Origin of the sequence: Pimelobacter simplex, from assembly GCF_024662235.1 — a bacterium.
GTDB lineage: Bacteria > Actinomycetota > Actinomycetes > Propionibacteriales > Nocardioidaceae > Nocardioides.
In genome coordinates this window covers 1,278,480-1,302,749 of sequence record NZ_CP096276.1, presented here as the reverse complement: position 1 = coordinate 1,302,749, position 24,270 = coordinate 1,278,480, and the positions used below count along the sequence as shown (strand labels likewise).

Here is a 24,270-nt window from a genome sequence, read left to right as displayed (position 1 = left end):
GACGCGGTCCTCTCCGGGCACCGGCACCACCGCGGGCAGGCACCACCTGCCCTAGGGCGTGTCCCTCACGTCCGCGCCGTCGCGAGCGGTGTTTGCGGCCGATCTGGCAAGGCCGAGGAGCGAAGGCGGGCCGGAGGCCCGTCGAGTCTCCGAGAACGCCGCCAGATCGAGTCGCAAACGCCGCGCAGCAGGCGGGGACGTGAGGGACACGCCCTAACTCGGCGGTAACCTGCGACCGTGCGCGAGTACTCCACCCCGCAGACCGTGTCGATCCCCACGACCGGCAACCTGACCGATGACGTGATCCGCAACGCGGCCGAGGCGCCGCAGAGCGTGCAGTTCAGCCGGGCCACGGCCGGCGGGGACTGGGAGGACGTCACCTGCGCCACCTTCCTCGACGAGGTGAGCGCCGTCGCCAAGGGCCTCATCGCCTCCGGCATCGCGCCCGGCGACCGGGTCGCCCTGATCTCGCGGACCCGCTACGAGTGGACGCTGCTCGACTACGCGATCTGGTTCGCCGGGGCCGCCACCGTGCCGATCTACGAGTCCTCCTCGGAGGAGCAGATCCAGTGGATCCTGTCCGACTCCGGCGCCCGCGCCGTCGTCTGCGAGGACGCCACCCGCCTGGCCCGGATCGAGCCCCTGCGGGCCGGACTGACCGCCCTGGAGCACGTCTGGGTGATCGAGGACGGCGCCGTCGCCGCCCTGACCACCGCCGGCTCCGGGGTCGCGGACGCCGACCTCGAGGAGCGTCGTACGTCGGTCGGGCCCGAGGGTCTCGCCACGCTGATCTACACCTCGGGCACGACCGGGCGGCCCAAGGGCTGCATGCTCACCCACGACAACTTCCAGACCGAGCTGGTCGTCGCGGTCGACGAGCTGGAGCGGCTCTTCGACACCGAGGGCGCCTCCACGCTGCTGTTCCTGCCGCTGGCGCACGTGTTCGCGCGGATCATCCAGGTCGGCTGCATCAAGTCGCGCACCCGGCTGGGCCACAGCGCCGACATCAAGAACCTGCTCCCCCAGCTCGCCACGTTCCGGCCGACCTTCATCCTCGCGGTCCCCCGCGTCTTCGAGAAGGTCTTCAACACCGCCTCGCAGAAGGCGACCGCCGACGGCAAGGGCAAGATCTTCGACCGCGCCGCCGAGACCGCCATCGCCTACTCCCGCGCGCTCGACGGTGGCCGGGTGCCGCTGCGGGTCCGCACCCAGCACGCGCTCTTCGGACGCCTGGTCTACGGCAAGCTCCGCACCGCGCTGGGCGGCAACTGCGAGTTCGCCGTCTCCGGCGGCGCCCCGCTCGGTGAGCGGCTCGGCCACTTCTACCGGGGCATCGGCGTCACCGTGCTCGAGGGCTACGGCCTGACCGAGACCACCGCGGCGCTGACGGTCAACCTCCCCGACGCCCAGAAGGTCGGCACCGTCGGGCGGCCGCTGCCCGGGACCGCCGTACGGATCGCGGACGACGGCGAGCTGCTCTTCCGCGGCGGCCAGGTCTTCACCGGCTACTGGAACAACCCCGCCGCGACCGCCGAGGCGCTCGACGAGGGCGGCTGGTTCCACACCGGCGACGTCGGCGAGGTCGACGACGAGGGATTCGTCCGGATCACCGGGCGCAAGAAGGAGATCCTGGTGACCGCGGGCGGCAAGAACGTCGCACCCGCCGTCCTCGAGGACCGCGTCCGCGCGTCCGCCCTGGTCAGCCAGTGCCTGGTCGTCGGCGACGGGCAGCCGTTCATCGGCGCGCTCGTCACGATCGACGAGGAGGCCTTCCCGGCCTGGGCCGAGCACCACGGCAAGTCCGGCAAGATCGCCGACCTGGTCGACGACGAGGACCTGCGCGCCGAGATCCAGGCCGCCGTCGACGAGGCCAACAAGGCGGTGTCCAAGGCCGAGTCGATCCGCAAGTTCACGATCCTGCCGATCGACTGGACCGAGGAGGCCGGCCAGGTGACGCCGAGCCTCAAGCTCAAGCGCAACGTGGTCATGCGCGAGTGCCGCGACGAGATCGCGGCGCTCTACTCCTGACCTCCCCGACCTCCCTGACCTCCCTGGCCACGACCGCGGCATAGCCCGGTCGGGCCACCCGCAACCCGCGATCGGTCATCAAATCTGGGGATTCCGCGATTTTCGCCACACTCGCCGCCGGACGCGCTAGCCTCGGCCTGCGCCGCAGCCGGGGAGGGTTGCGGGCGGAAATGACTTTGCTTCAGTGGAGTCGCTGACCGAACGTGCCGGGAGGGGCGGACGGCAGCCATGGGGAGCGGGAGGGCTCTGAAGTGGATCGTCGTAGGTTGTTGCTCGTCGTCGCCGCGGTGATCGCCGCGCTCGGGGTCGGGCTCGTCTTCGTCTTCGCTCGGGGCGCCGAGACGCGCGCCGCCGAGAAGTACCAGACCACGAGCGTCGTCACCGTGGCCGCGGGCAAGACCGTGCTGCCCGGCGAGAGCATCAAGTCGGCGCTCGACACCGGCAAGCTCGCCGAGACCCAGGTCCCCGAGGGCCAGGTCCTCGAGAACGCCCTGCGCCAGAGCGACCTCGGCGACATCGACGACAAGGTCGCGCTGACCACGCTCTACGCCGGCGAGCAGCTGCTCTCCACCAAGTTCGGCGGCGTCGGCGACCCCGTCGAAGTGGCCTCGCTGCCGCTGCCGACCGGTCTCATCGCCAAGCCGGAGTCCTTCGACCTGCCGGTCGGCTCGTTCATCGAGCCCGGCTCGCAGCTCGCGGTGTTCCTCACCGTCAACCCCGGCACGCCGACCTGCCTGCTCATCGACCGGGTCACCGTGCTCTCCAAGGGTGCGCAGACCACGACCACCGTCGCGACCGAGGACGGCGCTCCCGCCGAGGGCGGCGCTCCGGCCCTGCACCTCGCCGTCACCCAGCAGCAGTTCGAGTGGCTGCAGGACGGGCGCGAGCGCGGCAAGCTCTCGGTGGCCCTCCTGAACAAGGAGAGCCAGGTCGAGGTCGACAAGGGCAACAACGTCTGCACCACCATCCGCAACGCTCAGTGAGGACGTCATGCCGGTTCTAGTTGTGATGCCCAGCCAGGTTGTCCAACCTGGTGATGGGTGTGGCCTTCCCGATTGCTGAGTGGGGCCGGTGGTGGTTGTACTCGTGGACCCATGCTGGCAGAGCCGCGAGTCGGGCTGACTCGGAGTTGTAGAACTTCTTGAACGCCCACCCCTCGGCGAGGGTGCGGTGGAAGCGCTCGATCTTGCCGTTGGTCTGCGGTCGGTAGGGCCTGGTCTTCTTCGGTGTGATGCCCAGGTCGCTACAGGTCTGCTTCCAGAGGTTCGACTTGTAGCAGCTGCCGTTGTCGCTGATCACCCGCTGGACGGTCACGCCCCGGTCGGCAAACCAGGCGACCGCGTTGCGCAGCACGGCCGCTGCGGTTTCCTTGGTCTCATCGTTGTGGGCCTCCACGTACGCGACTCGTGAGTGGTCGTCGATGACGGTGTGCAGGTAGCAGGTCCCAGTCAGCGGATTGCGCCACCTGTTGCGGGGAAGGTCGGGCGTCGCCGCCCGGTTCCGGTTGCCCTGCTTGCGGCCGACGTAGCGCCAGCCGCCGCCGTCGGGCACCCGGCCGAGCTTCTTGACGTCGACGTGGATCAGGTCGCCTGGCTTTTCGTGTTCGTAGCGGCGGACGGGCTCCCCAGTGGTGCGGTCGATGTGCGTGAGCCGGTTGAGCCGGCAGCGGACCAGCACCGCGTACACGGTCGAGGACGGCATGCCGAGCCGGTCGCCGATCTCGACCGGACCCAGCCGCTGCTTCCACCGCAGGTGGACGATCTTCCGCACCACCGGCGCGGGAGTCCGGTTCGGCTGCTGGCGCGGCGCCGAGGACCGGTCCACCATCCCCGCTGGCCCCTCGGCCTGGTAGCGGTCAGCCCACTTCTTCGCGGTCCGCCACGACACGTCGTAGCGCTCCGCGGCTCGAGCCGGTTTCCAGCCGTGATCGACGATCAGACGCGCCAGCTTGAGCCGGGCGCGCGGGGTCAGAGCAGCGTTTGCATGGGTAGCGTGGGACACGAAGGCCTCCTGGGTGTGAAGCGGTTCCTTAGACAGCTCCACTCCACATCGGGAGGCCTTCACCCATCTACGACATCAGATCGTGTCGTCACACGTTCTCGACCAACGTGCCTGGGCATCACATCTAGTCGAACAGGATCCGTCGCTCGTCGAGAGCCTGCTCCGGGCGATGCCCACCGGCTCCCACGCGGTCGCCACGACCGAGCGGGGCCAGGCGTGGCTCGACCAGCACGCGGACGAGTACGTCGTCGTCCTCGGCCCCTCCGTCGACCTCCCGTCGGCGCTGGCCGCGGCCGAGGAGCTCCGCATCAAGCGGCCCACCGTCAGCGTCGTCCTGGTCCGCGACCAGTTCGACACCGACGTGCTGACCAAGTCCATGCACGCCGGCGTGCGCGACGTCGTCGTCGCGGGCGGTGACGAGAAGGCGCTCACCAGCGCCGTCGAGCGCGCCCACCAGCTCTTCCAGGCCCTGCGCGGGCCCGGCGGCGCCCGCCAGCTCGGTCGCGTGGTCACCGTGTTCTCCCCCAAGGGCGGCGTCGGCAAGACCACCTCGTCGGTCAACCTGGCGCTCGCGCTCACCGACCGCGGGGCGCGCAAGGTCTGCCTGGTCGACCTCGACCTCGCCTTCGGCGACGTCGCGATCACCATGCAGCTCTTCCCGACCCACTCCATCGAGCAGGCCGTCGGGTCCGAGGACTCCATCGACCTCTCGATGCTCGAGGGTCTCCTCACCCGGCACGAGGACTCGCTCACCGTGCTCGCCGCGCCGGCCCACCCCGACGTGCGCGAGCGGGTCACGCCGCTGCTCATCTCCCGCATCCTGCGGGCCCTGCGCGACGGCTTCGACTACATCGTGGTCGACACCTCGCCGTCCTTCGACGACGCGACGCTCACCGCCCTCGACGAGACCGACGAGTGCGTCATCGTCGCCACGCTCGACGTACCGACGCTCAAGAACGTCAAGGTCGCGCTCGAGACCATGGACATGCTGAGCATCGCCCGCGGCCACCGGCACCTGCTGCTCAACCGGGCCGACGAGCTCGTCGGCATCAGCGTCGAGAAGGTCGAGAGCATCCTCAACATGCCGGTGACCGCCCAGGTCGCCACGGCCGTCGACATCGCCGCCGCCACCAACGCCGGCACCCCGATCGTGTCCCACAAGCCGGGCCACCCGGCGAGCCAGGCCTATGCCCACCTCGCCTCCTCGGTGACGGGCGAGCCGGTCGCCGTACCGGTGCCGACAGCAGCGACCCAGGCCGAGCAGCCCCGCTCGCGCGGCCTGTTCCGCCGCGGAAGGAGCTGAGCATGTCCAGCCTCTCCGACCGCCTCGCCGCGGCTCGCCGCGAGGCCGCCGCCCAGGGCAAGCACGCCGCCACGCCCGCCGCCGACGCGGCCCTGCTCGCCGATGTCGTCGACGCCGCCAACGCGCCCGCGCCTGCCGCGCCGGCGCCCGTCGTACCGGCCGCTCAGGCGCCGGCTCCCGCACCCGCCGAGGCGAGCGCCGCACCGGGCCCGGGTCCGCTGTCCTCGCGCGCCGCCGCGGCGGCCGGTGACCACCGCCCCGGACGCCGCCTCGCCGGCAACGACCTCGACCGGCTCGAGGACCTCAAGGCCAGCGTGCACGGCGAGCTCATCAAGCAGCTCGGCCCGCACCTCTACGACGCCGAGATGGACCAGGACGAGCTCGACCAGACGGTCCGCTCGGTGCTCTCCGAGGTCCTCGGCGCCCAGGACCGGCCGCTCAGCGCGGCCGATCGCGCCCGGGTCACCCAGGAGATCACCGACGACATCCTCGGCTACGGCCCGATCGACCCCTACCTGCGCGACCCCGAGGTCTCCGAGGTCATGGTCAACGGCCACGACGACGTCTGGCTGGAGCGCGACGGCCGCCTCGTCAAGGCCGAGGCGCACTTCGCCGACGAGTCTCACCTGCGCCGCACGATCGACAAGATCGTCTCCCGCATCGGCCGCCGCGTCGACGAGTCCTCCCCCATGGTCGACGCCCGCCTCCCCGACGGCAGCCGGGTCAACGCGATCATCCCGCCGCTCTCGATCGACGGCTCCGCGCTGACGATCCGGAAGTTCTCGACCGACCCGCTCACCGTGCAGGACCTGATCAACTTCGGGTCGCTGACGCCCCAGACCGCCGACTTCCTCGACGCCTGCGTGCGCGGCCGCCTCAACGTGATCGTCTCCGGCGGTACCGGCGCCGGAAAGACCACGACGCTCAACGTGCTCTCGTCGTTCATCCCGCGCGACGAGCGGATCGTCACCATCGAGGACGCCGCCGAGCTCCAGCTCAAGCAGGACCACGTCGTCCGCCTGGAGTCGCGGCCCGCCAACATCGAGGGCAAAGGCGCGGTCACCATCCGCGACCTGGTCCGCAACTGCCTGCGCATGCGCCCCGACCGCATCGTCGTCGGCGAGGTCCGCGACGCCTCCGCGCTCGACATGCTCCAGGCCATGAACACCGGCCACGACGGCTCGATCTGCACCCTGCACTCCAACGGCCCCCGCGACACGCTCTCCCGCATGGAGACGATGGTGCTGATGGCCGGCATGGAGCTGCCGATCCGCGCGATCCGTGAGCAGGTCGCCTCCGCGGTCGACCTGATCGTGCACCAGACGCGCTTCAAGGACGGCTCGCGCCGGATCACCCACATCACCGAGGTGGAGCGGATGGAGGGCGACATCATCACCCTCCAGGACATCTTCGTCTTCGACAACTCCGCCGGTTTCGACGAGAACGGCCGCATCCTCGGCCGGCTGCGCTCGACCGGCCTGCGGCCGAAGTTCCTGGAGAAGCTCGCCTACGCCAACGTCGCGGTCGACCCGACGATCTTCCGGACGGAACGCCTCTGATGTCCGGGCGTCGGGCCTTCCTCCGCCGCTTCGCGGCGCTGCTCGTCGCCGTGCTCGCCGTGCTCCTGGTCCCGGCCCAGGCGTACGCCGAGGACGCGACCATCGGCCACGTCGAGTCCACCGGCGAGGGCCTGCGGATCCTGGTCGACGTACCGGCGGGGGTGCAGGTGGACCTCGCCGGCGTCACGGCCACCCTCGAGGGACAGGCGCTCGACGCCACCGCCGAGGGCACCAGCAGCGGCTCGGTGGTCAAGCGCACCACCATCCTCGTCATCGACACCAGCAACTCGATGCGGCGCCAGGGCCGGTTCGCGGCGGCCAAGGAGGCCGCGACGACCTACCTGGACGCCGTCCCCGACGACGTCGCGGTCGGCATCGTCACCTTCGACAGCCTGGTCTCGGTCGCCCTCGCGCCCACCACCGACCGCGCCGCCGCGCAGGCCGTCGTCGACGGGCTCGCGCTGCACCGCGACACCCTCCTGTACGACGGCGTGATCGCCGCGGCCGAGGCCGCCGGCGACGACGGCCAGCGCACCCTCCTCGTGCTCTCCGACGGCGCCGACGCCGGCAGCACCGCCACCCTCGACGCCGCCACCACGGCGATCGAGGACTCCGGCGTGCGGGTCCACGCGGTCGGTCTCGACCTCGGCGCGAAGCAGCTCGCCCCGCTGACCACCCTCGCCACCGCCGGCAAGGGCGAGGTCATCACCGCCACCGGAACGGCCCTCGCCCAGACCTTCGCCGCCGAGGCCGAGGCCCTCGCCGACCAGGTCCTGGTCACCGCTCCCCTGCCCGACGGCTTCGACGCCGAGCTCGCCAACGTCGAGGTCTCCCTGCCCACCGGCTCCGGCACGCTCGTCGCCCGCGCCCTGGCCCCCGTGCAGTCCGCCGGCACCGCCCCCGTCGCCCCGGCCCCGCTGCCCACGCTCACCGACGACCGCGGCTGGGTCGCCCCCGGCTGGCTGCTCTGGGCGGGACTCGGCGTCTTCGCCCTGGGCCTGCTCGCGGTCGCCGTGCTGCTCGTGCCGTCCCGCCCGGCCCCGATGACCATCGCGGACCGCGTGACGGCGTACAGCACGCGGGTGACGGGCCTCGAGGACCACCACGCCGCCAAGGCCCCCTCCGAGCCCGTCCTCGACCAGGCCAAGGCCGCCGCCGCGAGCGTGCTCGAGCACAACAGCGCCCTCAACGACCGGATGACCCGCCGCCTCGCCGCCGCCGGCAGCGAGTTCAAGCCCTCGGAGTGGCTGCTCGTCCACATCGGCACCGTGCTCGCCGCCGGTGTGATCGGCCTCCTGCTCGGCCGCGGCAACATCTTCGTCGGGCTGCTCTTCATGGTGATCGGCTTCGTGATCCCGCCGGTCTACCTGCGCGTGATGGCCGGCCGCCGTCGCCGCGCCTTCGACAACGCCCTCCCCGAGGTCCTCCAACTCCTTTCCGGCGCCCTCAGCGCCGGCCTCTCCCTCGCCCAGGCCGTCGACACCGTCGTCCGCGAGGGCCCTGAGCCGATCGCCTCGGAGTTCAAGCGGGTGCTGGTCGAGGCCCGGATCGGCGTCTCCATCGAGGACGCCTTCGAGGGCGTCGCCGCCCGCTTCCAGAGCAAGGACTTCGGCTGGGCCGTGATGGCCATCCGGATCCAGCGCCAGGTCGGCGGCAACCTCGCCGAGCTGCTGACGACGGTGGCCGGGACGATGCGGGAGCGCCAGTACCTGCGCCGCCACGTGCGGGCACTCTCCGCCGAGGGCCGGTTGTCCGCCGTCATCCTGTGCGCACTCCCCCCGGCGTTCGGGCTCTTCCTGTTCTTGTTCAACCGCAGCTTCCTCGACCCCCTGGTCCACGACCCGCGCGGCTGGATCCTCTCCGGGTTCGCCCTGCTGTGGATGGCGATCGGCGCGTTCTGGATGTCGCAGATGGTGAAGGTGGAGGCGTGATGCTGCTTCTCCTTGCTCTCCTCCTGCTGCTCGGCGCGATCGCGGCCGTGGGTGCCGCCTTCGCCAAGGAGCAGCCCCAGGGGTTGGCCCGCGCCCTCGACGCGCTCGAGCGCTCGGGGCTCGCGGGCCGCGAGATGGCCGAGGAGGCGGACCGGTCCTTCACCGACCGCGTCCTGGCCCCCTTCAACGCGCGAGCGCTGAACCTCGGCCGCCGGCTGGCCGGTGCCGACAAGGCCGAGCGGATCAGGCACAAGCTCGACCTCGCGGGCAACCCGGACGGCTGGACCGTCGACCGCGTGCTGTCGACCAAGGTGCTGTGCGCCGTCGTGCTGCCCATCCTGATCATCGCCTACGGCGCGCTGCTCGGCGGCGCGCTCACCACGCTGGTGATCGCCGCCCTGGTGTCGATGGTGCTCGGCTTCGTCGCTCCTGACCTGTACCTCTACAACAAGTCGGCCCACCGGGCGGACCAGATCAAGCGCACCCTCGCCGACGCTGTCGACCTGCTCACCATCAGCGTCGAGGCCGGCCTCGGCTTCGACGCCGCGCTCCAGCAGGTCGCCCGCAACACCACCGGACCGGTCTCCGAGGAGTTCGCCCGCGTGCTGCGCGAGATGCAGCTCGGCAAGAGCCGCTCCGAGGCGCTGCGCTCGATGGCCTCCCGCAGCAATGTGGACGACCTCAGCACGTTCGTCGGCTCGATGGTCCAGGCCGACGCCTTCGGCATCCCGATCGGCCAGGTGCTGCGCGTGCAGTCCGGCGAGATCCGGGTCAAGCGGCGCCAGTACGCCGAGGAGAAGGCCCAGCAGGTCCCGGTCAAGATCATGATCCCGCTGATCCTCTTCATCCTTCCTTGTCTGTTCGTGGTCGTCATGGGACCCGCGGTTCTCAACGCGATCGACGCCTTCGGCGGCAAGTAACGGGCCTAGGCTGATCCCCGTGCCGAGCAGCCAGACCTACGCCGTCGTCGCAGCAGCGCGACTCTTCGCGCTGCTGGCTATCGGCGTGCCCACCCTGTGGCTCCACCAGGAACAAGGTCTTCTCGCGCTCGGAGCCCTCGCCCTGGTGTGGGTCTACCAAGGCATCACCTCGACCCGCCGCGAGCTCCAGCTCTCGCTGAGCCCCTCGACCGAGGCTGCCGCGATCGGCGTGATCTGCGCCCTCGGCCTCGGCGACGCGCCCGTCGTCCTGGCCGCGCTCGTCGTGCCTCCGCTCTACGCCACGGCCGTCGCCGGCGTGCGCACGATGCTCCGGACGGTCCTCGTCGAGGTGATCGCCGTCGTGGCGCTGGGCCTCATGTGGTGGCAGGAGATCAGCTCCGAACAGGCCGTCTCGATCTTCACCTGGGCCATGGCCGGCCTCGGGCTGAGCCTGATCGCCGCCGTGACGTTCTCCTCCGACCGGGTCCCCGACCCGCTGGCGCCCTACCGTGACGCGCAGGAGCACCTCAAGCAGCTCCTGGACCTCGCCGGCAGCCTGAGCTCCGGCCTCGACGTCGGCGTGCTCGGTGGCGAGCTGCTCAGCCAGGTCAGCGACGACATCCCCAACCGTGGCTTGGTCCTCTACGTCCCGCGCGGCGAGGCCCTCACTCCCGTCGCCTCGACCGTTGAGCTCGAGTCTCCCGACGCTCTGGCGAGCGAGACGCTGGCCAACGACGTACGGGTGCAGGCCGGCACCGACCCGGCGCCGATCCAGATCGGCCAGGGCTTCGCCTTCCGGGTCAGCGACCAGGCGATCGTCGCCGGGCTGCGCCCCTCCGAGTCCGACGCCGGACGCCCGCTCCCCCTCGCCGCGGTGGCCCGCGACATCGCCGACACCGCGGTCAAGCTCGATGCAGCGCTCCTGTTCGCGCAGTTCCGCGATGCCGCCACCGCCGACGAGCGCAACCGGCTGGCCCGCGAGATGCACGACGGCGTCGCCCAGGACATCGCCTCGCTCGGCTACATCATCGACGCGCTCGCCGCGCGTCCCGCCGACGAGCAGCAGGCCAAGGCGCTGGGCATGCTCCGCGACCGGGTGACCAAGGTCGTCGCCGAGGTCCGCCAGTCGGTGATGAACCTGCGGACCAGCATCGGCGAGAACGAGAGCCTCGGCGCGGCGATCAGCAACGTGGCCCGGCACCTGTCAGAGTCCTCAGGGATCCCCATCAGGGTCCGGTTGGACGAGCAGCCCACCCGGCTGCGCCCCGAGGTCGAGGCCGAGCTGTTCCGGATCGCCCAGGAAGCGATGAACAACGCGGTCAAGCACGCACGTGCGACGTCCATCGACGTGCGCTGCCAGGTCTACGCTCCCGAGGCGATCATCACCATCACCGACAACGGCGTGGGACTCCAGACCGCGCGAACCGACTCGCACGGCCTCAAGATCATGCGCGAACGTGCCAGACTGATCGGCGCGGAGCTCATCGTCCGTGACAACGCCAGCCGCGGACTCACGGTCTCGGTAGCACTGAAGATCCCCCGGAGCACCGCCCACGCCGACGCTGTCGCCGACGCGGGCTCCCCGACACTTCTGGAGAAGCGATGAGCGACACCATCTCGGTCCTCCTGATCGACGACCACGAGCTGATCCGCGACGGGCTCGGCGCGGTGCTCGACCTGGAGCCCGACCTGCGCGTCGTCGCGACGGCCGGCTCGGTCCAAGAAGGGATCCACCGCGCCCGCGAGGTGCGCCCCGACGTGGTCATCACCGACCTGCAGATGCAGGACGGCACCGGCCTCGACGTCGTCCGCACGCTGCGCAAGGAGAGCGACGAGATCGGTCTCATCGTGCTCACCATGCACTCCGGCGACGAGCAGATCTTCGCCGCGATGCAGGCCGGCGCGTCCGGCTTCGTCGGCAAGGACGCCCCTTCCACCGAGGTGATCAAGGCCGCGCGCCATGCGGCGGTCTCCCCCAAGGCGTTCGTCTGCGCCGGGCTGGTGGGCGCGATGATGCGCCGCCAGTCCGCCGAGTCGACCGCTCTCACCGAGCGCGAGCACGACGTCCTGCTGCTGCTCGCCGAGGGCCTCAACGCCGCCGCGATCGGCCAGAAGCTCTACCTGTCCGAGTCGACGACGAAGTCCCACATCGCCCGGATCTACCAGAAGCTGGGCGCCGCCAACCGGGCCCAGGCGCTGGTCACCGCGATGCGGATCGGGCTGCTCTCCACGGTGCAGCCCTCGGCCCGCTGAACGTGACCGACAGCACGTTGCCCGATCCTAGTCAGAAGTGACTAGCAGCGAAGAGACGAACTCCCGATCACACCTGGGTAGCGCTGCGGCAGAGTTCAGGCATCGGGGAAAGCACTCCCCGGGGACAACGAACCATCTGTGCACAGGGAGATCCCGATGATCCAGTACCTCCAGATCCTGCTCCACGGCCGCCTCGCCAAGATGGAGGAGCGTGGCGCGACCGCCGTCGAGTACGGCCTGCTCGTCGCCCTCATCGCCGCCGTCATCATCGGCGCCGTCGTCATCCTCGGTGGCAAGCTCAAGGGCGCCTTCACCGACGTCAACAACAGCCTGACCGGCGCCGGTCACTGAAAACGCGACCTGATCGACTGACGGCCGCGTCACCGCGATGGTGACGCGGCCGATCGCTTGCCCACCAGCGCTACGGCCGGAGGAATGACGTGACCGGAGCAGGAGCACCGGAGGAGCGCGGCGCGTCCGCGGTCGAGTACGGCCTGTTGATCGCACTGATCGCCGCCGTGATCTTCGGCGCCGTGATCCTCTTCGGCGGCAGCGTTGCGGGACTGTTCGACCAGACCAACAGCAGCCTCGACAGCGCGATCAGCCCTTAGCCTCGAACTGGTTCGCCAACCCGATCCGCTGCAGGACCGTGGGGTGCGAGCCGAACCACCACTGCGACCACTCCGGAGGTGTGGGGTCGGCGTGGGAACGCAGGGCCAGACGGCGCTGCAGGTCGACGAACGCCTGGGGGGCTTTCGTCACCTCCAGCGCCGTCTGATCTGCCCGGGTCTCCAGCTGGCGGCTGATGCCGTTCTGGACGGGCGCCGCGAGGAGCGTGCCGATCGCGACCAGGGCGAGAACCCGGGGCACCACCCCCACCCCGCCCAGGTATGACTCGTCGCCGGCCTCGCCGCCGGCCCCGGCCTCGTCGGCCTTGTTGCCTTCCTCGTCGGCCGTGTCACCCCCGCGTGGGCGCCGCGGCACCGGCAGCAGCAGCCCCAGCAGCCCGACGCCGAGCAGCGCCCCGGCCGCGCCGAGCGCGGTGCCGGTCATCACGTCGTCGTACTTGGCGTGCGCGAGCTCGTGGGCCACCACCGAGAGCGTCTCGTCGGTGGGCGAGCTGTCGACGAGGGTGTCGTAGAGGACCACCCGGCGGGTCTGGCCGAAGCCGGAGACGTAGGCGTTGAGGGTGGTCGTGCGCCGTGAGGCGTCAGCGACGAGGACGTCGTCGACCTTGACGTCCTCGGTCTGCGCGAGGTCGAGGATCTGGGTGCGCAGCGGGCCGTCCGGCAGGGGCGTGAAGTGGTTGAACACCGGCTCCACGACGACCGGGTAGACGAACGAGCCGAGCACCACCAGTCCGGCGGCGGCGAGGCCGGCGACGGCGGGCCACAGCCGGGGCAGGCGGCGGATGCAGGCGACCAGGGCGATGACGGCGAGCGCGGTGGTCACGATGGCGACGAGGTCGCCCTTGACCACGTCGAGCGTCCAGGCGCCCCACGAGCCCGCGGCGAGGCCCTCGTCGAGGCGCAGTCGGCGCAGCGCGATGCCGAAGGGCAACGTGACCAGCTCGCCGACGAGGGTCAGTACGGTGACGACGACCAGCACGCGCACCCACCACCAGCCGCGGAGCCGGGCGACGAGCGCGCGGCCGGTCCGGCCGAAGCCCAGCCAGCAGGCCACGGCGAGCGAGACCGCCAGCGACGACCAGCTCCACACCCGGCCCCACAGGGCGACGTGCTCGGCGCGGTCGATCTCGGCCCGGCTGAACACCGACGAGGCGGCGACCGGGTCGGGTGTGCCGCCGGGGACGGGATGCCACGGCACCTGGGTCGTCGCGATGAGGACGAAGGCCGCGACCCCGATCAGGACCGTGCCGAGGGCCACCCGGCGTACTGCCGATCGGTTCTCCACGGCCCCAGGGTAGGGCGTGGACCCCGAGCGCTAGCCCGCCACTCCCGCGAGGTCGGCCAGCCGGTCGCGCCAGGCGGCGGTCAGGTCCCGCTCGCTCCAGCCGAAGCCCGAGCGCAGCGCAGCGGCGAAGTCCTGGCCCTCGAGCACCTGGCGGTAGATGTCGACCAGGGCCCGCTCCCCCCGGTGCGCGGCGAGCGTCACGCAGACCAGCCACGCCGCCTCGTAGACCGCGCCGAGGTGGCTCGCCGCCGGGTCGAAGTCGCTGGTCGCCGGCAGCGCGTCGGGCAGGCCGTCGGTACGGACCTGGCGCGCGATCTGGGCGGCCGTACGGCTGCTCGGCAGGTCGACGTCGCGCAGCGCGACGTAGTCGGCGAAGCCCTCGACCAGCCACATCGGCGCGCGCTGGGCCAGCGGCGCGTCGGTGAGGGCGTGGACGGCCTCGTGGGTCATCACGACCTGGGCGGCGACCGGGTCGAGCGCGTCGTAGACCGGGCGGTCGAGGAAGACGTGGATCGGGCTGCCCGCGACGGCGACGCCGTCGACCGGTGCGGTGATCGCCGCGATCGCGTCGTAGCGGCCCTGCTCGACGCCCAGCGCGCGGTGCAGGCCGGCGCTGTCGGCGGGGACCTCGACGACGAGGCCGGTACGGCCCCCGACCACCGCGCGGACCTGGTCGAGCGCGCGGCGTGCTGCGGGCAGGTAGCGCCGGGCCCGGGCCGGCTCCGCGGCGGCGACGAGCACCGGCCCCGCACGCCGTACGTCGAGCGGCCCGCCGAGCCACAGCGGCAACCGCCCCTGCCCGACGTCGAGCGCAGCGATCCGGCTGCCGCCCGCGGCGAACGAGAACGGGACCTCGGTGCGCGACGAGGCGGTGTCGAAGCCGCCGACCCGCCAGGTGAGCGCCACCTGGGCGTCCCAGCCGTCGCCGCCGTCGGTGCGCCCGGTCTCGGTGACGTAACGCAGGCTCACGTCGTCCAGTCCCAGCGCGGTGGCGTTGCCGACCACCGCGGCGAGCAGGGCCGACGCCTCGGGCGAGGACCCCAGCCCGGCAGCCGCGTCGGCGTCACCGGAGCGGATCGCGTCCTGCAGCGCGGTCACTGTGGCGGCGGCCGCGACCGGGTCGGCGACCTCGCTGGTCGTCGGCGGGGGCGGTGCGACGTAGTCGTCACCCGAGCACCCGCTCGCGACCAGCGCGACGCAGAGCAGCAGCGCCGGCAGGACCCGTCCGGACCCGGGCATGGGCTGCCTCCCGACAGTCCCCGCGGGCTCAGCCCGGGCGGACCGCTCCGGCGTAGGGCATCTCGTCGAGGTCGGAGACCTTGACGCCGGCGCCGGGGTTGGCGGCGTGGACGATCATGCCGTTGCCGAGGTAGATGCCGACGTGGCTGATCGGGCTGTAGTAGAAGACCAGGTCGCCCGGCTGCAGGTCGCTCTTGGCGACGTGCGTGCCGCTGCTGTACTGGGCGCGCGAGGAGTGCGGCAGGCTCACGTCGGCCTGGGCGTAGGCCATCATCGTCAGGCCCGAGCAGTCGAAGGCGTTGGGACCGGCAGCACCCCAGACGTAGGCGTCGCCGACCTGGGCGAGCGCGTACTTGATCGCGACGGCCGCGCGACCGCTGGCCGGGATCGAGGAGGCGTCGACCGGACGACCGGAGTCGCGGGACATGATCGCGGCGCGCTGCTCGGCCTCGAGCTTGGAGAGCAGCTCCTTGGCCTCGGCGAGCTTGGCGTCGGCGGTCTTCTTCTGCTCGGCCAGGGTCTCCTTGAGCTCGACGATGTCGTCGCGGCGCTTCTCGGTCTGGTCCTTGCGGATCGAGTAGGCCTTGAGCTCGGTGCCGTAGGAGGTCAGCAGGGAGTCCTGCAGGTCGCCCACGGTGGCGCTGGTGGAGAGCTCGTCGAGGAAGCCCTCGGAGTCGGAGGCCAGCAGCTCGCCGGCCGGGCCGAGGCCGCCGGACTGGTAGCGCTGGATGATCGAGGCGCGCACGTCGGAGCGGACGCCGTCGAGGGCGTCGCCCTGGCGGGTCTGGTCGGCCTCGAGGGAGCTGAGGTCCTCGTTGAGCTCGCCGAGCTCGAGGCGGGCGTCGTTGTAGCGCTCGGCGGCCTGCTCGGACTCGTGGAAGAGCCGGTCGACCTTGGCCCGCACGGTCTCGATGTCCGGCTTGGCCTGCGCGGGACTGGTGGCCGCACTCACGCAGAACGTGATGGATCCGGTGACGGCGAGTGCTGCGAGCGCAGCGGTGGTACGTGTCCGGCCGTTCAGCACGAGCTGGCGGTCCCCTCTGGTTGTCGTACGCCTACCGGGTGAGCTGACGGATTCGGGCACGACTCGCCCTACCCGCACTCCTCGCTCCCCCGCCGCCCGATCGGACGTCGTGGTCGCACCTCGTACGGGATTCACCCCAGAGTGGTTGGTTCCCCGGCTCCGGGACCCCGAGTGGTCCCAGACTCAGCGCGGTGCCCGCGCGGGTCGGTCGACCCACTGCCTCGGACACCTGATCGAGCAGCCTAAGGGAGGCCACCGGCGAGGCCAAACCCCGCCTCGCGTGTTGGGGACGAAAACCGTCGTCACTCCCGTCACATGCGTCTCATCGGTCTCACCCGCCTCTCGGGCCCCGTCGTGGGACGGGCGCACCCCCAGGACGGCGCGGGTCGAGACGGAGCACCGGCGGGCGCTCCGGGTCGATCCGGCGGGGACTCACGCCGACTCCACCTGCGGCCCGTCGACCGGCCGCACCAGCCGCAGGGGAGGCACCAGACCCCCGTCGGCCAGCACGTCGAGGGCGCGCAGCTCGTCGTCGTCGATCATCAGCTCGGGCGGCGGCCCGAGCAGCACGGTGACCACGCAGTCGTGGCAGGCCAGGCCTCGTACCACGCACGTGTCGCAATCGATCCTTGTCGTCATGGCGCAGACGCTGCCAGGAGGGCCCGACACAAACCCCCGAGCGGCGCCGGCCGTGGTGGAATGCCCGGCATGCCCGTGCGCCATCTCTACCTCGCCCGCCACGGCGAGCCCGGCGACGACGGCGGGCTGACCGAGCGTGGGCTCCAGCAGGCCGCCCTCCTCGGCCGGCGGCTGGCGGGCGTCCCCCTGCGGTCGGTCCGGCACGGCCCGCTGCCGCGGGCCGAGCAGACCGCGCGGCGCCTCGTCCAGGAGCTCGCGCCGGACGTGCCGGTGAGCGTGCTGGGCGCCGCGGGTGACTACGTCCCCCACATCCCCGCACCCGGCGACCTCGACAGTCTCCCCGCGGAGCACCGTGCGGCCCTCCAGGACTCCCTCGCGGACGTCTCGCCCACCGAGGCGACCGAGGGCGCGGCGCTCGCCGCCGAGGCCCTCCGGCTGCTGACCGGCCCGGAGGACGGCCCCGACGAGGGCCACCACCTCGTCGTGACCCACGCCTTCACCATCGGCTGGCTGGTCGCGCACGCCTGTGCCGCCCCGCCGTGGCGCTGGTGGGGGCTCAACCACGGCCACGCCGCGCTCACCGTGCTGCGCTACGCGCCCGACCGGCCGCCGTCCCTGGTCGTGTTCAACGACATGGCGCACCTGCCCGACGCGCTGCGCTGGACCGGCTTCCCCGAGCACCTGAGGCTCTGAGCGGCCCGGTTCCCGGGTTCTGTCGGACCTGCGTCCTACCGTCGCCCCATGACCACCACCTCGTCCGCGGACCAGCGCTGGGAGCTCCAGCGCGGCTTCGACGAGCTCGGCCGCCCGCTGCGCGACGTGACGTTCTGCGTGGTCGACCTCGAGACCACGGGCGGCTCCCCCGGCGACGGCGACCAGATCACCGAGATCGGCGCGGTCAAGGTGCGCGGCGGCGAGGTGCTCGGCGAGTTCCAGACCCTGGTCAACCCGCACACGGCGATCCCGGCGTTCATCGCGGTGCTGACCGGCATCACCAACGGCATGGTCGCCGACGCGCCCCCGATCGAGGCGGCGCTGCCGGCCTTCCTCGAGTTCGCCGCCGGCTCGGTGCTGGTCGCTCACAACGCCCGGTTCGACGTCGGCTTCCTCAAGAACGACGCGCGCCGCCTCGACATCATCTGGCCCGACTTCGAGATCCTCGACACGGTCAAGCTCGCCCGGCACGTGGTGACCCGCGACGAGTCGCCCAACCACAAGCTGTCGTCGCTGGCCCGCGTCTTCCGCTCCGCCACGACGCCCAACCACCGCGCGCTCGAGGACGCCCGGGCCACCGTCGACGTGCTCCACGGCCTCATGGAGCGCCTCGGGGGCCTCGGCGTCCAGACGCTCGAGGAGCTCCAGGGCTACTCCGCCAAGGTCGCCTCGGTGACCCGCCGCAAGCGCCACCTCGCCGACCAGCTCCCCCACGCGCCGGGCGTCTACCTGTTCCGCGACGAGGGTTCCCGGGTGCTCTACATCGGTACGTCGCGCGACCTGCGGCGCCGGGTCCGCAGTTACTTCACCGCCTCCGAGAAGCGCTCGCGGATCGGCGAGATGGTCCAGATCGCGGCGTCGGTCAGCGCCGTCGAGTGCGCGACCCCGCTCGAGGCGTCGGTGCGCGAGCTGCGCCTCATCGCCGAGCACAAACCGCCCTACAACCGCCGCTCGCGCCACCCCGAGAAGGTCACCTGGCTCAAGCTCACCCGCGAGGCGTGGCCGCGGCTCTCGCTGGTCAAGCGAGTGCTCGACGACGACGCCGACTACCTCGGGCCGTTCTCGTCCAAGGCGGCCGCCGAGAGCTCGCTGGCCGCGCTCCACGAGGTGTTCCCGATCCGGCAGTGCCGCGACCGCCTGGCCCGCAAGCCGCGGCGCAGTGCCTGCGTGCTCGCCGAGATGGGGCGCTGCCTGTCCCCCTGCGACGGCAGCGTCGACCCCCAGACCTACGCCGCGGTCGTGCGCCAGCTGCGCGACACCCTGCTGCGCCGTCCCGACGACGTCGTCGACCTGGTCCACGCGCGGATGAGCGCGCTGGCCGACGAGGAGCGCTTCGAGGAGGCCGCCCACCACCGCGACCGGCTCGCCGACTTCGTCCGGGCCGCCGCCCGGACCCAGCGGCTCACCGCGCTCACCGGCTGTCCCGAGGTGGTCGCCGCGCGCCGCGAGGACGACGGTCGCTGGGCGGTCCACGTCGTGCGCCACGGCCGGCTGGCCGCGGCGGGCGTCATCCCGGCCGGCACCGACGCCGTCGCCTACGTCGAGGGGCTGCGCGCCAGCGCCGAGACCGTCCTGCCCACGATCGGCCCGACCCCGGCGGCGACGGCCGAGGAGTCCGAGCAGATCCTGCGCTGGCTGGAGTCGCCCGGCGTGCGGCTGGTCGAGGTGGTCGGCGAGTGGGCCTGCCCGGTCCAGGGCGCCGGGCGCCACACCGCCCGATCGGCGCCGCGCATCAAGGAGCCGCCCCTAGAGTGAGCCCCATGATCACCGCCATCGTCTTCGTCCAGGCCGAGACCGCCCGGATCCCCGAGGTCGCCGAGGCGATCGCGGCGCTGGAGGGCGTGAGCGAGGTCTACTCGGTGACCGGCCAGATCGACCTGATCGCCCTGGTCAGGGTCAGCTCGCACGAGGACATCGCCACCGTGGTCGCCGACCGGCTCAACAAGGTCGACGGCGTCGTGGACACCGAGACCCACATCGCCTACCGCGCCTACTCCCGCCACGACCTCGAGGCGGCCTTCTCGCTCGGGCTCGACTAGCCGACCCCGACCGCCCGCCGTGCCCGACCAGGCCGCGTCCGCGCCCGCCGCACCCACGCCGGCGCCGGCATCGCGCTTCCCGCTGCTCGCGCGGGTCGCACCGCTCCTGGCCGGCGTGCTCCTGGCGGCCCTCCTCGCCGCGCTCGTACGACGACCGTTCCGGGCGTTCGACACGTTCTTCCACCTGCGCTTCGGCGAGGAGTTCCGCCACGACTGGTCGATCGCCCACCCCGGCCAGCTCAGCACCGCCTCCAGCGCCGACTGGGTGCCGACCCAGTGGCTGTCCCAGGTCGTGCTGTCCTGGATCTCCGACCAGGCGGGCACGACCGGCCTGGTGGTCACGTTCGCGGTGGTCGTGGTGGCCTTCGTGGCGGCGACCTACCTGCTCCTGCGCCACCGGACCGGCCCCGGCCCCGCCGTCGCGCTGACCGCGCTGGTGGTGCTCGGCTGCCTGCCCAGCCTGTCGCTGCGCCCCCAGCTGCTGAGCTACCTCTTCCTGGTCCTGGTGCTCGCCGCCTGGGACCGGACCCGCCGTACCGGCCGCGCCCCCTGGCTGCTGGTCCCGCTGTCCTGGCTGTGGGCGATGAGCCACGGCATGTGGATCCTCGGCATCGGCACCGCCGCGGTGCTGGCCGTCGCGGTCTGCCTGGAGCGGCGCCCCGGCCGGCGCGCGGCGCTGGGCCTGCTCGCCGTACCGGCGGGGATGCTGGTCGCCGCCCTGCTCACCCCGGTCGGCCCGCGGCTGCTCGGCGCGGTCGCGCTGGTGAGCTCCCGCGCGGAGCACTTCGCGGAGTGGAGCGCACCCGAGCTGATCAGCCTCGGCACCGCGCCCGTCACGCTGCTGCTGTTCGCGGCCGTGGTGCTGATGGTCAGCCGCAAGGCCATACTCCCCCGGCCCCGGCCCTACGACATCGCGCTGCTCGCGCTGGGCGGCGTGTTCGCGGTCTACTCCGGCCGGACGCTCCCGCTCGCGGTGGTCGTCCTGGCCGCGGTCGTCGCCTCCGAGCTGAGCGCCCTGCGGTCCGCCTCCCACCCGCCCGTACGCCGACCCGAGCTCGCCGCCGTCGCCGCCCTGGCCGTCGCGGTGGTCGCCGTCGCCCCCGCTCAGTCGGTGCTGGACGACCCGGCGGCCGACGTCCGTCCGTTCGGCGACCGGCTCGGCGCCCTCGCCCCGGGCAGCGTCGTACTCACCGACCGGACGACCGGCGCGGTGCTGCTGTGGACCGAGCCCGCGCTCGACGTCCCGCTGCACGGCTACGGGGACGTCTACACCGACGCCGAGCTCGACCGGTACGACGACCTGGAGGCCCTCGTCCCCGGCTGGGACACCACGCTGGCCGCGCTGTCCCCCGCGGCCGCCCTCCTGCCGGAGGACGCCCCGCTCGCCGGCGGCCTGGCCGCCCGGGGCTGGCGGGTCACCCAGCGCGCGGACGACCTGGTCTACCTCGTCCCGCCGGCCTGAGATCGGTGTGCGGTTTGGTCACAAACCGCATGCCCGAGGCCCGAATTCATGCGGTTTGGTCCCAAACCGCATGAATCTCGAACGCCCGCGTTCAGGTTGAGGTCGCCGCCACCCAGCGCTCGAGCGTGGCGCGCGCGGCCCCGGAGTCGATGGCCTGCGCCGCGCGGGCGATCCCGGCGGGCAGCGACTCGGCGACCGGCGTGCCCGGGGCGTCGTAGACGGCCAGGGCGGCACCGGCGTTGAGCAGGACCGCGTCGCGGACGGGTCCGGTCTCGCCGTCGAGCAGGCGCAGCACGACACCGGCGTTGTGCGCGGCGTCGCCGCCGCGCAGGTCCTCGGTGGTGGCCGGCGCGAAGCCGAGGGCGGCCGGGTCGACGGAGACCGGGGTGACCTCGCCGCCGTGGACGACCCACAGCTTCGAGGTGGTGGTCGTGGTGAGCTCGTCGAGCCCGTCGTCCCCGCGGAACACCCACGCGTCGACGCCGCGGCGGGCGAAGACGCCGGCCATCACCGGCGCCAGGCGCGGGTCGGCGCAGCCGATCGCCTGGGCGGCGGGCTTGGTCGGGTTGGCCAGCGGGCCGAGCACGTTGAAGGCGGTGCCGATGCCGAGCTCGCGGCGCGGTACGGCGGCGTGGCGCATGGCGGGGTGGAAGAGCGCGGCGAAGCAGAAGGTGATGCCCGCCTCCTCGGCCACCTCGGCGACGCGGTCGGCGGGCAGGTCCAGGCGGACGCCGAGCGCCTCGAGGACGTCGGCGGTGCCGGACTGCGACGAGGCCGAGCGGTTGCCGTGCTTGACCACGCGCGCGCCGGCGCCCGCGGCCACGATCGCCGCCATGGTCGAGATGTTGACCGAGAACGACCGGTCGCCGCCGGTGCCGACCACGTCGAGCACCCGGCCGGGCACCGCGATGGGCGTCATCACGTCGTACATGGCCTCGACGAGGCCGGTGAGCTCCTCGATCGACTCGCCCTTGGCGCGCAGCGCCACGACGAAGCCGGCGATCTGGGCCGGCGTGGCCGATCCGGCGAGGATCTCGCCCATCGCCCAGGTCGCCTGGGCAGGCGTCAGGTCCTCCCCGGCGACGAGGGCGCCGAGGACGTCAGGCCAGGTCGCCACGTCAGGCGGGGACGCGGGCGCGGAGCAGCGAGACGACTGCCTCCGCGAGCTGGATCGGGTCGATCGGGTGCGGGACGGCGGCGTCCGCCCGCGACCAGGTGGCCAGCCAGGCGTCCTGGGGCCGTCCGGTGAGCACGAGGAGCGGCGGGCAGTCGAGGATCTCGTCCTTGAGCTGCTTGGCGATGCCCATGCCACCGGCCGGGACCGCCTCGCCGTCCAGGATCGCGAGCGCGACGTGGCCGGCATCCATGTTCTGGATGACGACGGGCTCGGTGGCGACCTCGACGTACTCGAGCTCGGGCAGGTCCGGGTGGGGACGGCGTCCCAGCGCCAGGATGACCTGCTCGCGGGTGTGCACGTCGTCGCTGTAGACGAGCACCTTCAGAGTCTTGGGAGACGTCACCCGCGCGATGCTACTCGGACGCGGGCCGCTCCGGGGGCGCCCCCTCGCGGGCGGCGAGCCGTTCGAGGCGGTCCAGGCGCCGGTCCTCGCGCTCGGCCTCCTTGATCGAGGAGCGCACCCACTGCACGAACAGCACCACGAAGAACACGATGCCGACCAGGTCCCCGGCGCCCCAGAGGATGCCGCCGGCGAGCCGCTGGTCGGCCGCAGGGTCGGGCAGCCAGGCGCCGAGAGGGCCGTCGTGGAGCGAGGGGTACCAGTCGCCGCCGAGCAGCGTGGCCTGCCCCATGATCGTCACCCCCAAGAAGGCGTGGAACGGCAGCGTCAGCACCGTCAGCAGCACCCGGAACGGGTGCGCGACGCGCCCGGGCAGGGGGTCCACCCCCACGATCGGCCAGAAGAACAGCGCGCCGACCAGCACCAGGTGCACGTGCATCATCTCGTGCACGTACGTCGACCGCAGCGAGGCGTCGTACCAGCCGGAGAAGTAGAGCGCCCACGGCGAGAGCACGTAGAGCGCGAAGGCCAGCGGCGGGAAGCCGAGCACCCGGGCGACCCGGGAGTGCAGCACGGCGAGCAGCCACCCGCGCGGCGTGCGCGGCAGGGTGCGCAGCGCGAGCGTCACCGGCGCGCCGAGGGCCAGGGAGAGCGGCACGATCATCGACAGCACCATGTGCTGGACCATGTGCACGCTCACCAGCACCGTGTCGTACGCCGCCAGCCCCGACGAGGTCGCGACGTAGAAGGCGAGCATCCCGGTCAGCCACGCGATCGTGCGCCCGGCCGGCCAGGCGTCCCCGCGCCGGTGCAGCGCGGCCACGCCGACCAGGTAGAGGCCCGCACCCCACACCGTGAGCACCAGGGGAACCGGTTCCAGGCCCCACTGGGTCCAGAACGTGCCCGCGCCGAAGGGCGGGAGGTCCTGGACGCTCCCGGCGGCGACCGCCAGCCCGGCTTGCATGGGCGTGCTACCTCTCGTTGGAGACCTGTTCGAGCGTAGGACGCGCCTGGCAACGCGCCAGAACAGGGGGTCGGGGTGCCGTCGCCGACGCGAACCGCCATAATGGCGCCCGTGGCGATCTCAGCTTCGGCATCTCTTCCTGCCTCGCGCCTTCACGGCCAGCACGACCGACCCAGCATGGTGGCGGTCGGAACCATCATCTGGCTGTCCAGCGAGCTCATGTTCTTCGCGGCGCTCTTCGCGTCGTACTTCACGATCCGCTCGGTCTCGCCCGAGATGTGGTCGCAGAACACCGAGCTGCTGAACGTCCCGTTCGCCTCGATCAACACCACGATCCTGGTGCTCTCGTCGTTCACCTGCCAGCTGGGCGTCTTCGCCGCCGAGCGCGGCCAGGTCAGCCGGGCCGGCTCGCTGCTCCAGGTGGGCAAGTGGGGCCTGCGCGAGTGGTTCATCCTCACCTACGTGATGGGGGCCATCTTCGTCGGCGGCCAGGCGCTCGAGTACGCCGAGCTGATCCACGAGGGCGTCACGATCCCGAACGACGCCTACGGCACGATGTTCTACCTGACGACCGGCTTCCACGGCATCCACGTGACCGGCGGACTCATCGCGTTCCTCTTCGTCCTGGGCCGCACCTATGTCGCCAAGCGGTTCACCCATGAGCAGGCGGTCAGCGCGATCGTCGTCTCCTACTACTGGCACTTCGTCGACGTGGTGTGGATCGGGCTGTTCGCCACGATCTACCTCATCAAGTGACCCCCGC

At 72.1% G+C, this 24,270-nt stretch carries 23 protein-coding genes and 1 riboswitch; of the genes, 15 read left to right on the top strand and 8 right to left on the bottom strand.

Translation table 11 applies throughout. From position 1 onward, the window contains the following. Positions 1-237: 237 nt before the first annotated feature. Both M0M48_RS06270 and M0M48_RS06265 read left to right on the top strand, forming a co-directional pair. Positions 238-2,028: an AMP-dependent synthetase/ligase gene (locus M0M48_RS06270; RefSeq protein ID WP_257750482.1), complete on the top strand. Its 1,791-nt coding sequence runs from the start codon at positions 238-240 to the stop codon at positions 2,026-2,028. A 266-nt stretch (positions 2,029-2,294) separates the two neighbouring features. Continuing rightward, positions 2,295-3,011 (top strand): hypothetical protein, encoded by a 717-nt coding sequence (locus M0M48_RS06265; protein ID WP_257750481.1) that lies wholly within the window; start codon positions 2,295-2,297, stop codon positions 3,009-3,011. Between the two features lie 16 nt (positions 3,012-3,027). On the opposite strand, the gene M0M48_RS06260 is transcribed toward M0M48_RS06265, so the two are convergent. Further along, positions 3,028-4,029, bottom strand: a complete 1,002-nt coding sequence (locus tag M0M48_RS06260; protein ID WP_257750480.1) for an IS481 family transposase — start codon at positions 4,027-4,029, stop codon at positions 3,028-3,030. A gap of 169 nt (positions 4,030-4,198) precedes the next feature. Between M0M48_RS06260 and M0M48_RS06255 the strand changes: the two genes are divergently transcribed. From M0M48_RS06255 to M0M48_RS06220, 8 genes are all read left to right on the top strand, one after another. Further along, positions 4,199-5,332, top strand: coding sequence for an AAA family ATPase (locus M0M48_RS06255; protein ID WP_257750479.1), 1,134 nt, complete (start codon positions 4,199-4,201; stop codon positions 5,330-5,332). 2 nt (positions 5,333-5,334) lie between these two features. After that, a complete protein-coding gene (locus tag M0M48_RS06250) occupies positions 5,335-6,891 on the top strand; it encodes a CpaF family protein (RefSeq protein WP_257750478.1) in 1,557 nt (518 codons plus the stop codon). Further along, positions 6,891-8,822: a type II secretion system F family protein gene (locus M0M48_RS06245; protein ID WP_257750477.1), complete on the top strand. Its 1,932-nt coding sequence runs from the start codon at positions 6,891-6,893 to the stop codon at positions 8,820-8,822. Before M0M48_RS06250 ends, M0M48_RS06245 begins: the two co-directional genes overlap by 1 nt. Continuing rightward, complete coding sequence (locus M0M48_RS06240; RefSeq protein WP_257754458.1) at positions 8,822-9,742, top strand: type II secretion system F family protein; 921 nt, start codon at positions 8,822-8,824, stop codon at positions 9,740-9,742. The genes M0M48_RS06245 and M0M48_RS06240 overlap by 1 nt, the downstream gene beginning before the upstream one ends. Positions 9,743-9,761: 19 nt before the next feature. Beyond that, positions 9,762-11,348: a sensor histidine kinase gene (locus M0M48_RS06235; protein ID WP_257750476.1), complete on the top strand. Its 1,587-nt coding sequence runs from the start codon at positions 9,762-9,764 to the stop codon at positions 11,346-11,348. Continuing rightward, positions 11,345-11,995, top strand: coding sequence for a response regulator (locus M0M48_RS06230; RefSeq protein ID WP_215815214.1), 651 nt, complete (start codon positions 11,345-11,347; stop codon positions 11,993-11,995). The genes M0M48_RS06235 and M0M48_RS06230 overlap by 4 nt, the downstream gene beginning before the upstream one ends. Before the next feature lie 156 nt (positions 11,996-12,151). Next, on the top strand, positions 12,152-12,346 hold the full coding sequence (locus M0M48_RS06225) for a Flp family type IVb pilin (RefSeq protein ID WP_257750475.1): 195 nt from the start codon (positions 12,152-12,154) through the stop codon (positions 12,344-12,346). Between the two features lie 89 nt (positions 12,347-12,435). Further along, the gene (locus M0M48_RS06220) at positions 12,436-12,606 is read left to right on the top strand and encodes a Flp family type IVb pilin (RefSeq protein ID WP_257750474.1); all 171 of its coding nucleotides are present in this window, start codon (positions 12,436-12,438) and stop codon (positions 12,604-12,606) included. Here the strand turns inward: M0M48_RS06220 and M0M48_RS06215 are convergent. From M0M48_RS06215 to M0M48_RS06200, 4 genes are all read right to left on the bottom strand, one after another. Continuing rightward, positions 12,596-13,909 (bottom strand): M48 family metalloprotease, encoded by a 1,314-nt coding sequence (locus M0M48_RS06215; protein ID WP_257750473.1) that lies wholly within the window; start codon positions 13,907-13,909, stop codon positions 12,596-12,598. The genes M0M48_RS06220 and M0M48_RS06215 overlap by 11 nt on opposite strands. Positions 13,910-13,939: 30 nt before the next feature. Then, positions 13,940-15,148, bottom strand: coding sequence for a basic secretory family protein (locus M0M48_RS06210; protein WP_257750472.1), 1,209 nt, complete (start codon positions 15,146-15,148; stop codon positions 13,940-13,942). Positions 15,149-15,176: 28 nt separating this feature from the next. Further along, a complete protein-coding gene (locus tag M0M48_RS06205) occupies positions 15,177-16,100 on the bottom strand; it encodes a C40 family peptidase (protein ID WP_257750471.1) in 924 nt (307 codons plus the stop codon). A gap of 98 nt (positions 16,101-16,198) precedes the next feature. After that, positions 16,199-16,361: riboswitch (cyclic di-AMP (ydaO/yuaA leader) on the bottom strand. A gap of 243 nt (positions 16,362-16,604) precedes the next feature. Further along, entirely contained in the window at positions 16,605-16,811 is a 207-nt protein-coding gene (locus tag M0M48_RS06200; protein ID WP_038678262.1) for a hypothetical protein, read from the bottom strand. A 69-nt stretch (positions 16,812-16,880) separates the two neighbouring features. Here M0M48_RS06200 and M0M48_RS06195 point away from each other — a divergent pair, with 69 nt between their 5' ends. The 4 genes from M0M48_RS06195 to M0M48_RS06180 are packed head-to-tail and all read left to right on the top strand — an operon-like array spanning position 16,881 to position 21,026. Further along, positions 16,881-17,504 (top strand): histidine phosphatase family protein, encoded by a 624-nt coding sequence (locus tag M0M48_RS06195; RefSeq protein WP_257750470.1) that lies wholly within the window; start codon positions 16,881-16,883, stop codon positions 17,502-17,504. Positions 17,505-17,552: 48 nt separating this feature from the next. Beyond that, complete coding sequence (locus tag M0M48_RS06190) at positions 17,553-19,280, top strand: DEDD exonuclease domain-containing protein (RefSeq protein WP_257750469.1); 1,728 nt, start codon at positions 17,553-17,555, stop codon at positions 19,278-19,280. Positions 19,281-19,285: 5 nt separating this feature from the next. After that, complete coding sequence (locus M0M48_RS06185) at positions 19,286-19,564, top strand: Lrp/AsnC family transcriptional regulator (RefSeq protein WP_257750468.1); 279 nt, start codon at positions 19,286-19,288, stop codon at positions 19,562-19,564. A 19-nt stretch (positions 19,565-19,583) separates the two neighbouring features. Next, positions 19,584-21,026 carry a hypothetical protein gene (locus M0M48_RS06180; protein ID WP_257750467.1) on the top strand — a complete coding sequence of 481 codons (1,443 nt, stop codon included), beginning with the start codon at positions 19,584-19,586 and terminating at the stop codon, positions 21,024-21,026. Between the two features lie 91 nt (positions 21,027-21,117). On the opposite strand, the gene trpD is transcribed toward M0M48_RS06180, so the two are convergent. The 3 genes from trpD to M0M48_RS06165 are packed head-to-tail and all read right to left on the bottom strand — an operon-like array spanning position 21,118 to position 23,507. Beyond that, a complete protein-coding gene (gene trpD, locus M0M48_RS06175) occupies positions 21,118-22,143 on the bottom strand; it encodes an anthranilate phosphoribosyltransferase (protein ID WP_257750466.1) in 1,026 nt (341 codons plus the stop codon). 1 nt (position 22,144) lies between these two features. Beyond that, positions 22,145-22,546: an Rv3143 family two-component system response regulator gene (locus tag M0M48_RS06170; RefSeq protein WP_257750465.1), complete on the bottom strand. Its 402-nt coding sequence runs from the start codon at positions 22,544-22,546 to the stop codon at positions 22,145-22,147. Between the two features lie 10 nt (positions 22,547-22,556). After that, positions 22,557-23,507, bottom strand: coding sequence for a cytochrome c oxidase assembly protein (locus tag M0M48_RS06165; RefSeq protein WP_257750464.1), 951 nt, complete (start codon positions 23,505-23,507; stop codon positions 22,557-22,559). A 102-nt stretch (positions 23,508-23,609) separates the two neighbouring features. Here M0M48_RS06165 and ctaE point away from each other — a divergent pair, with 102 nt between their 5' ends. Then, positions 23,610-24,263, top strand: a complete 654-nt coding sequence (ctaE, locus tag M0M48_RS06160) for an aa3-type cytochrome oxidase subunit III (protein WP_215815224.1) — start codon at positions 23,610-23,612, stop codon at positions 24,261-24,263. Positions 24,264-24,270: the final 7 nt, after the last annotated feature.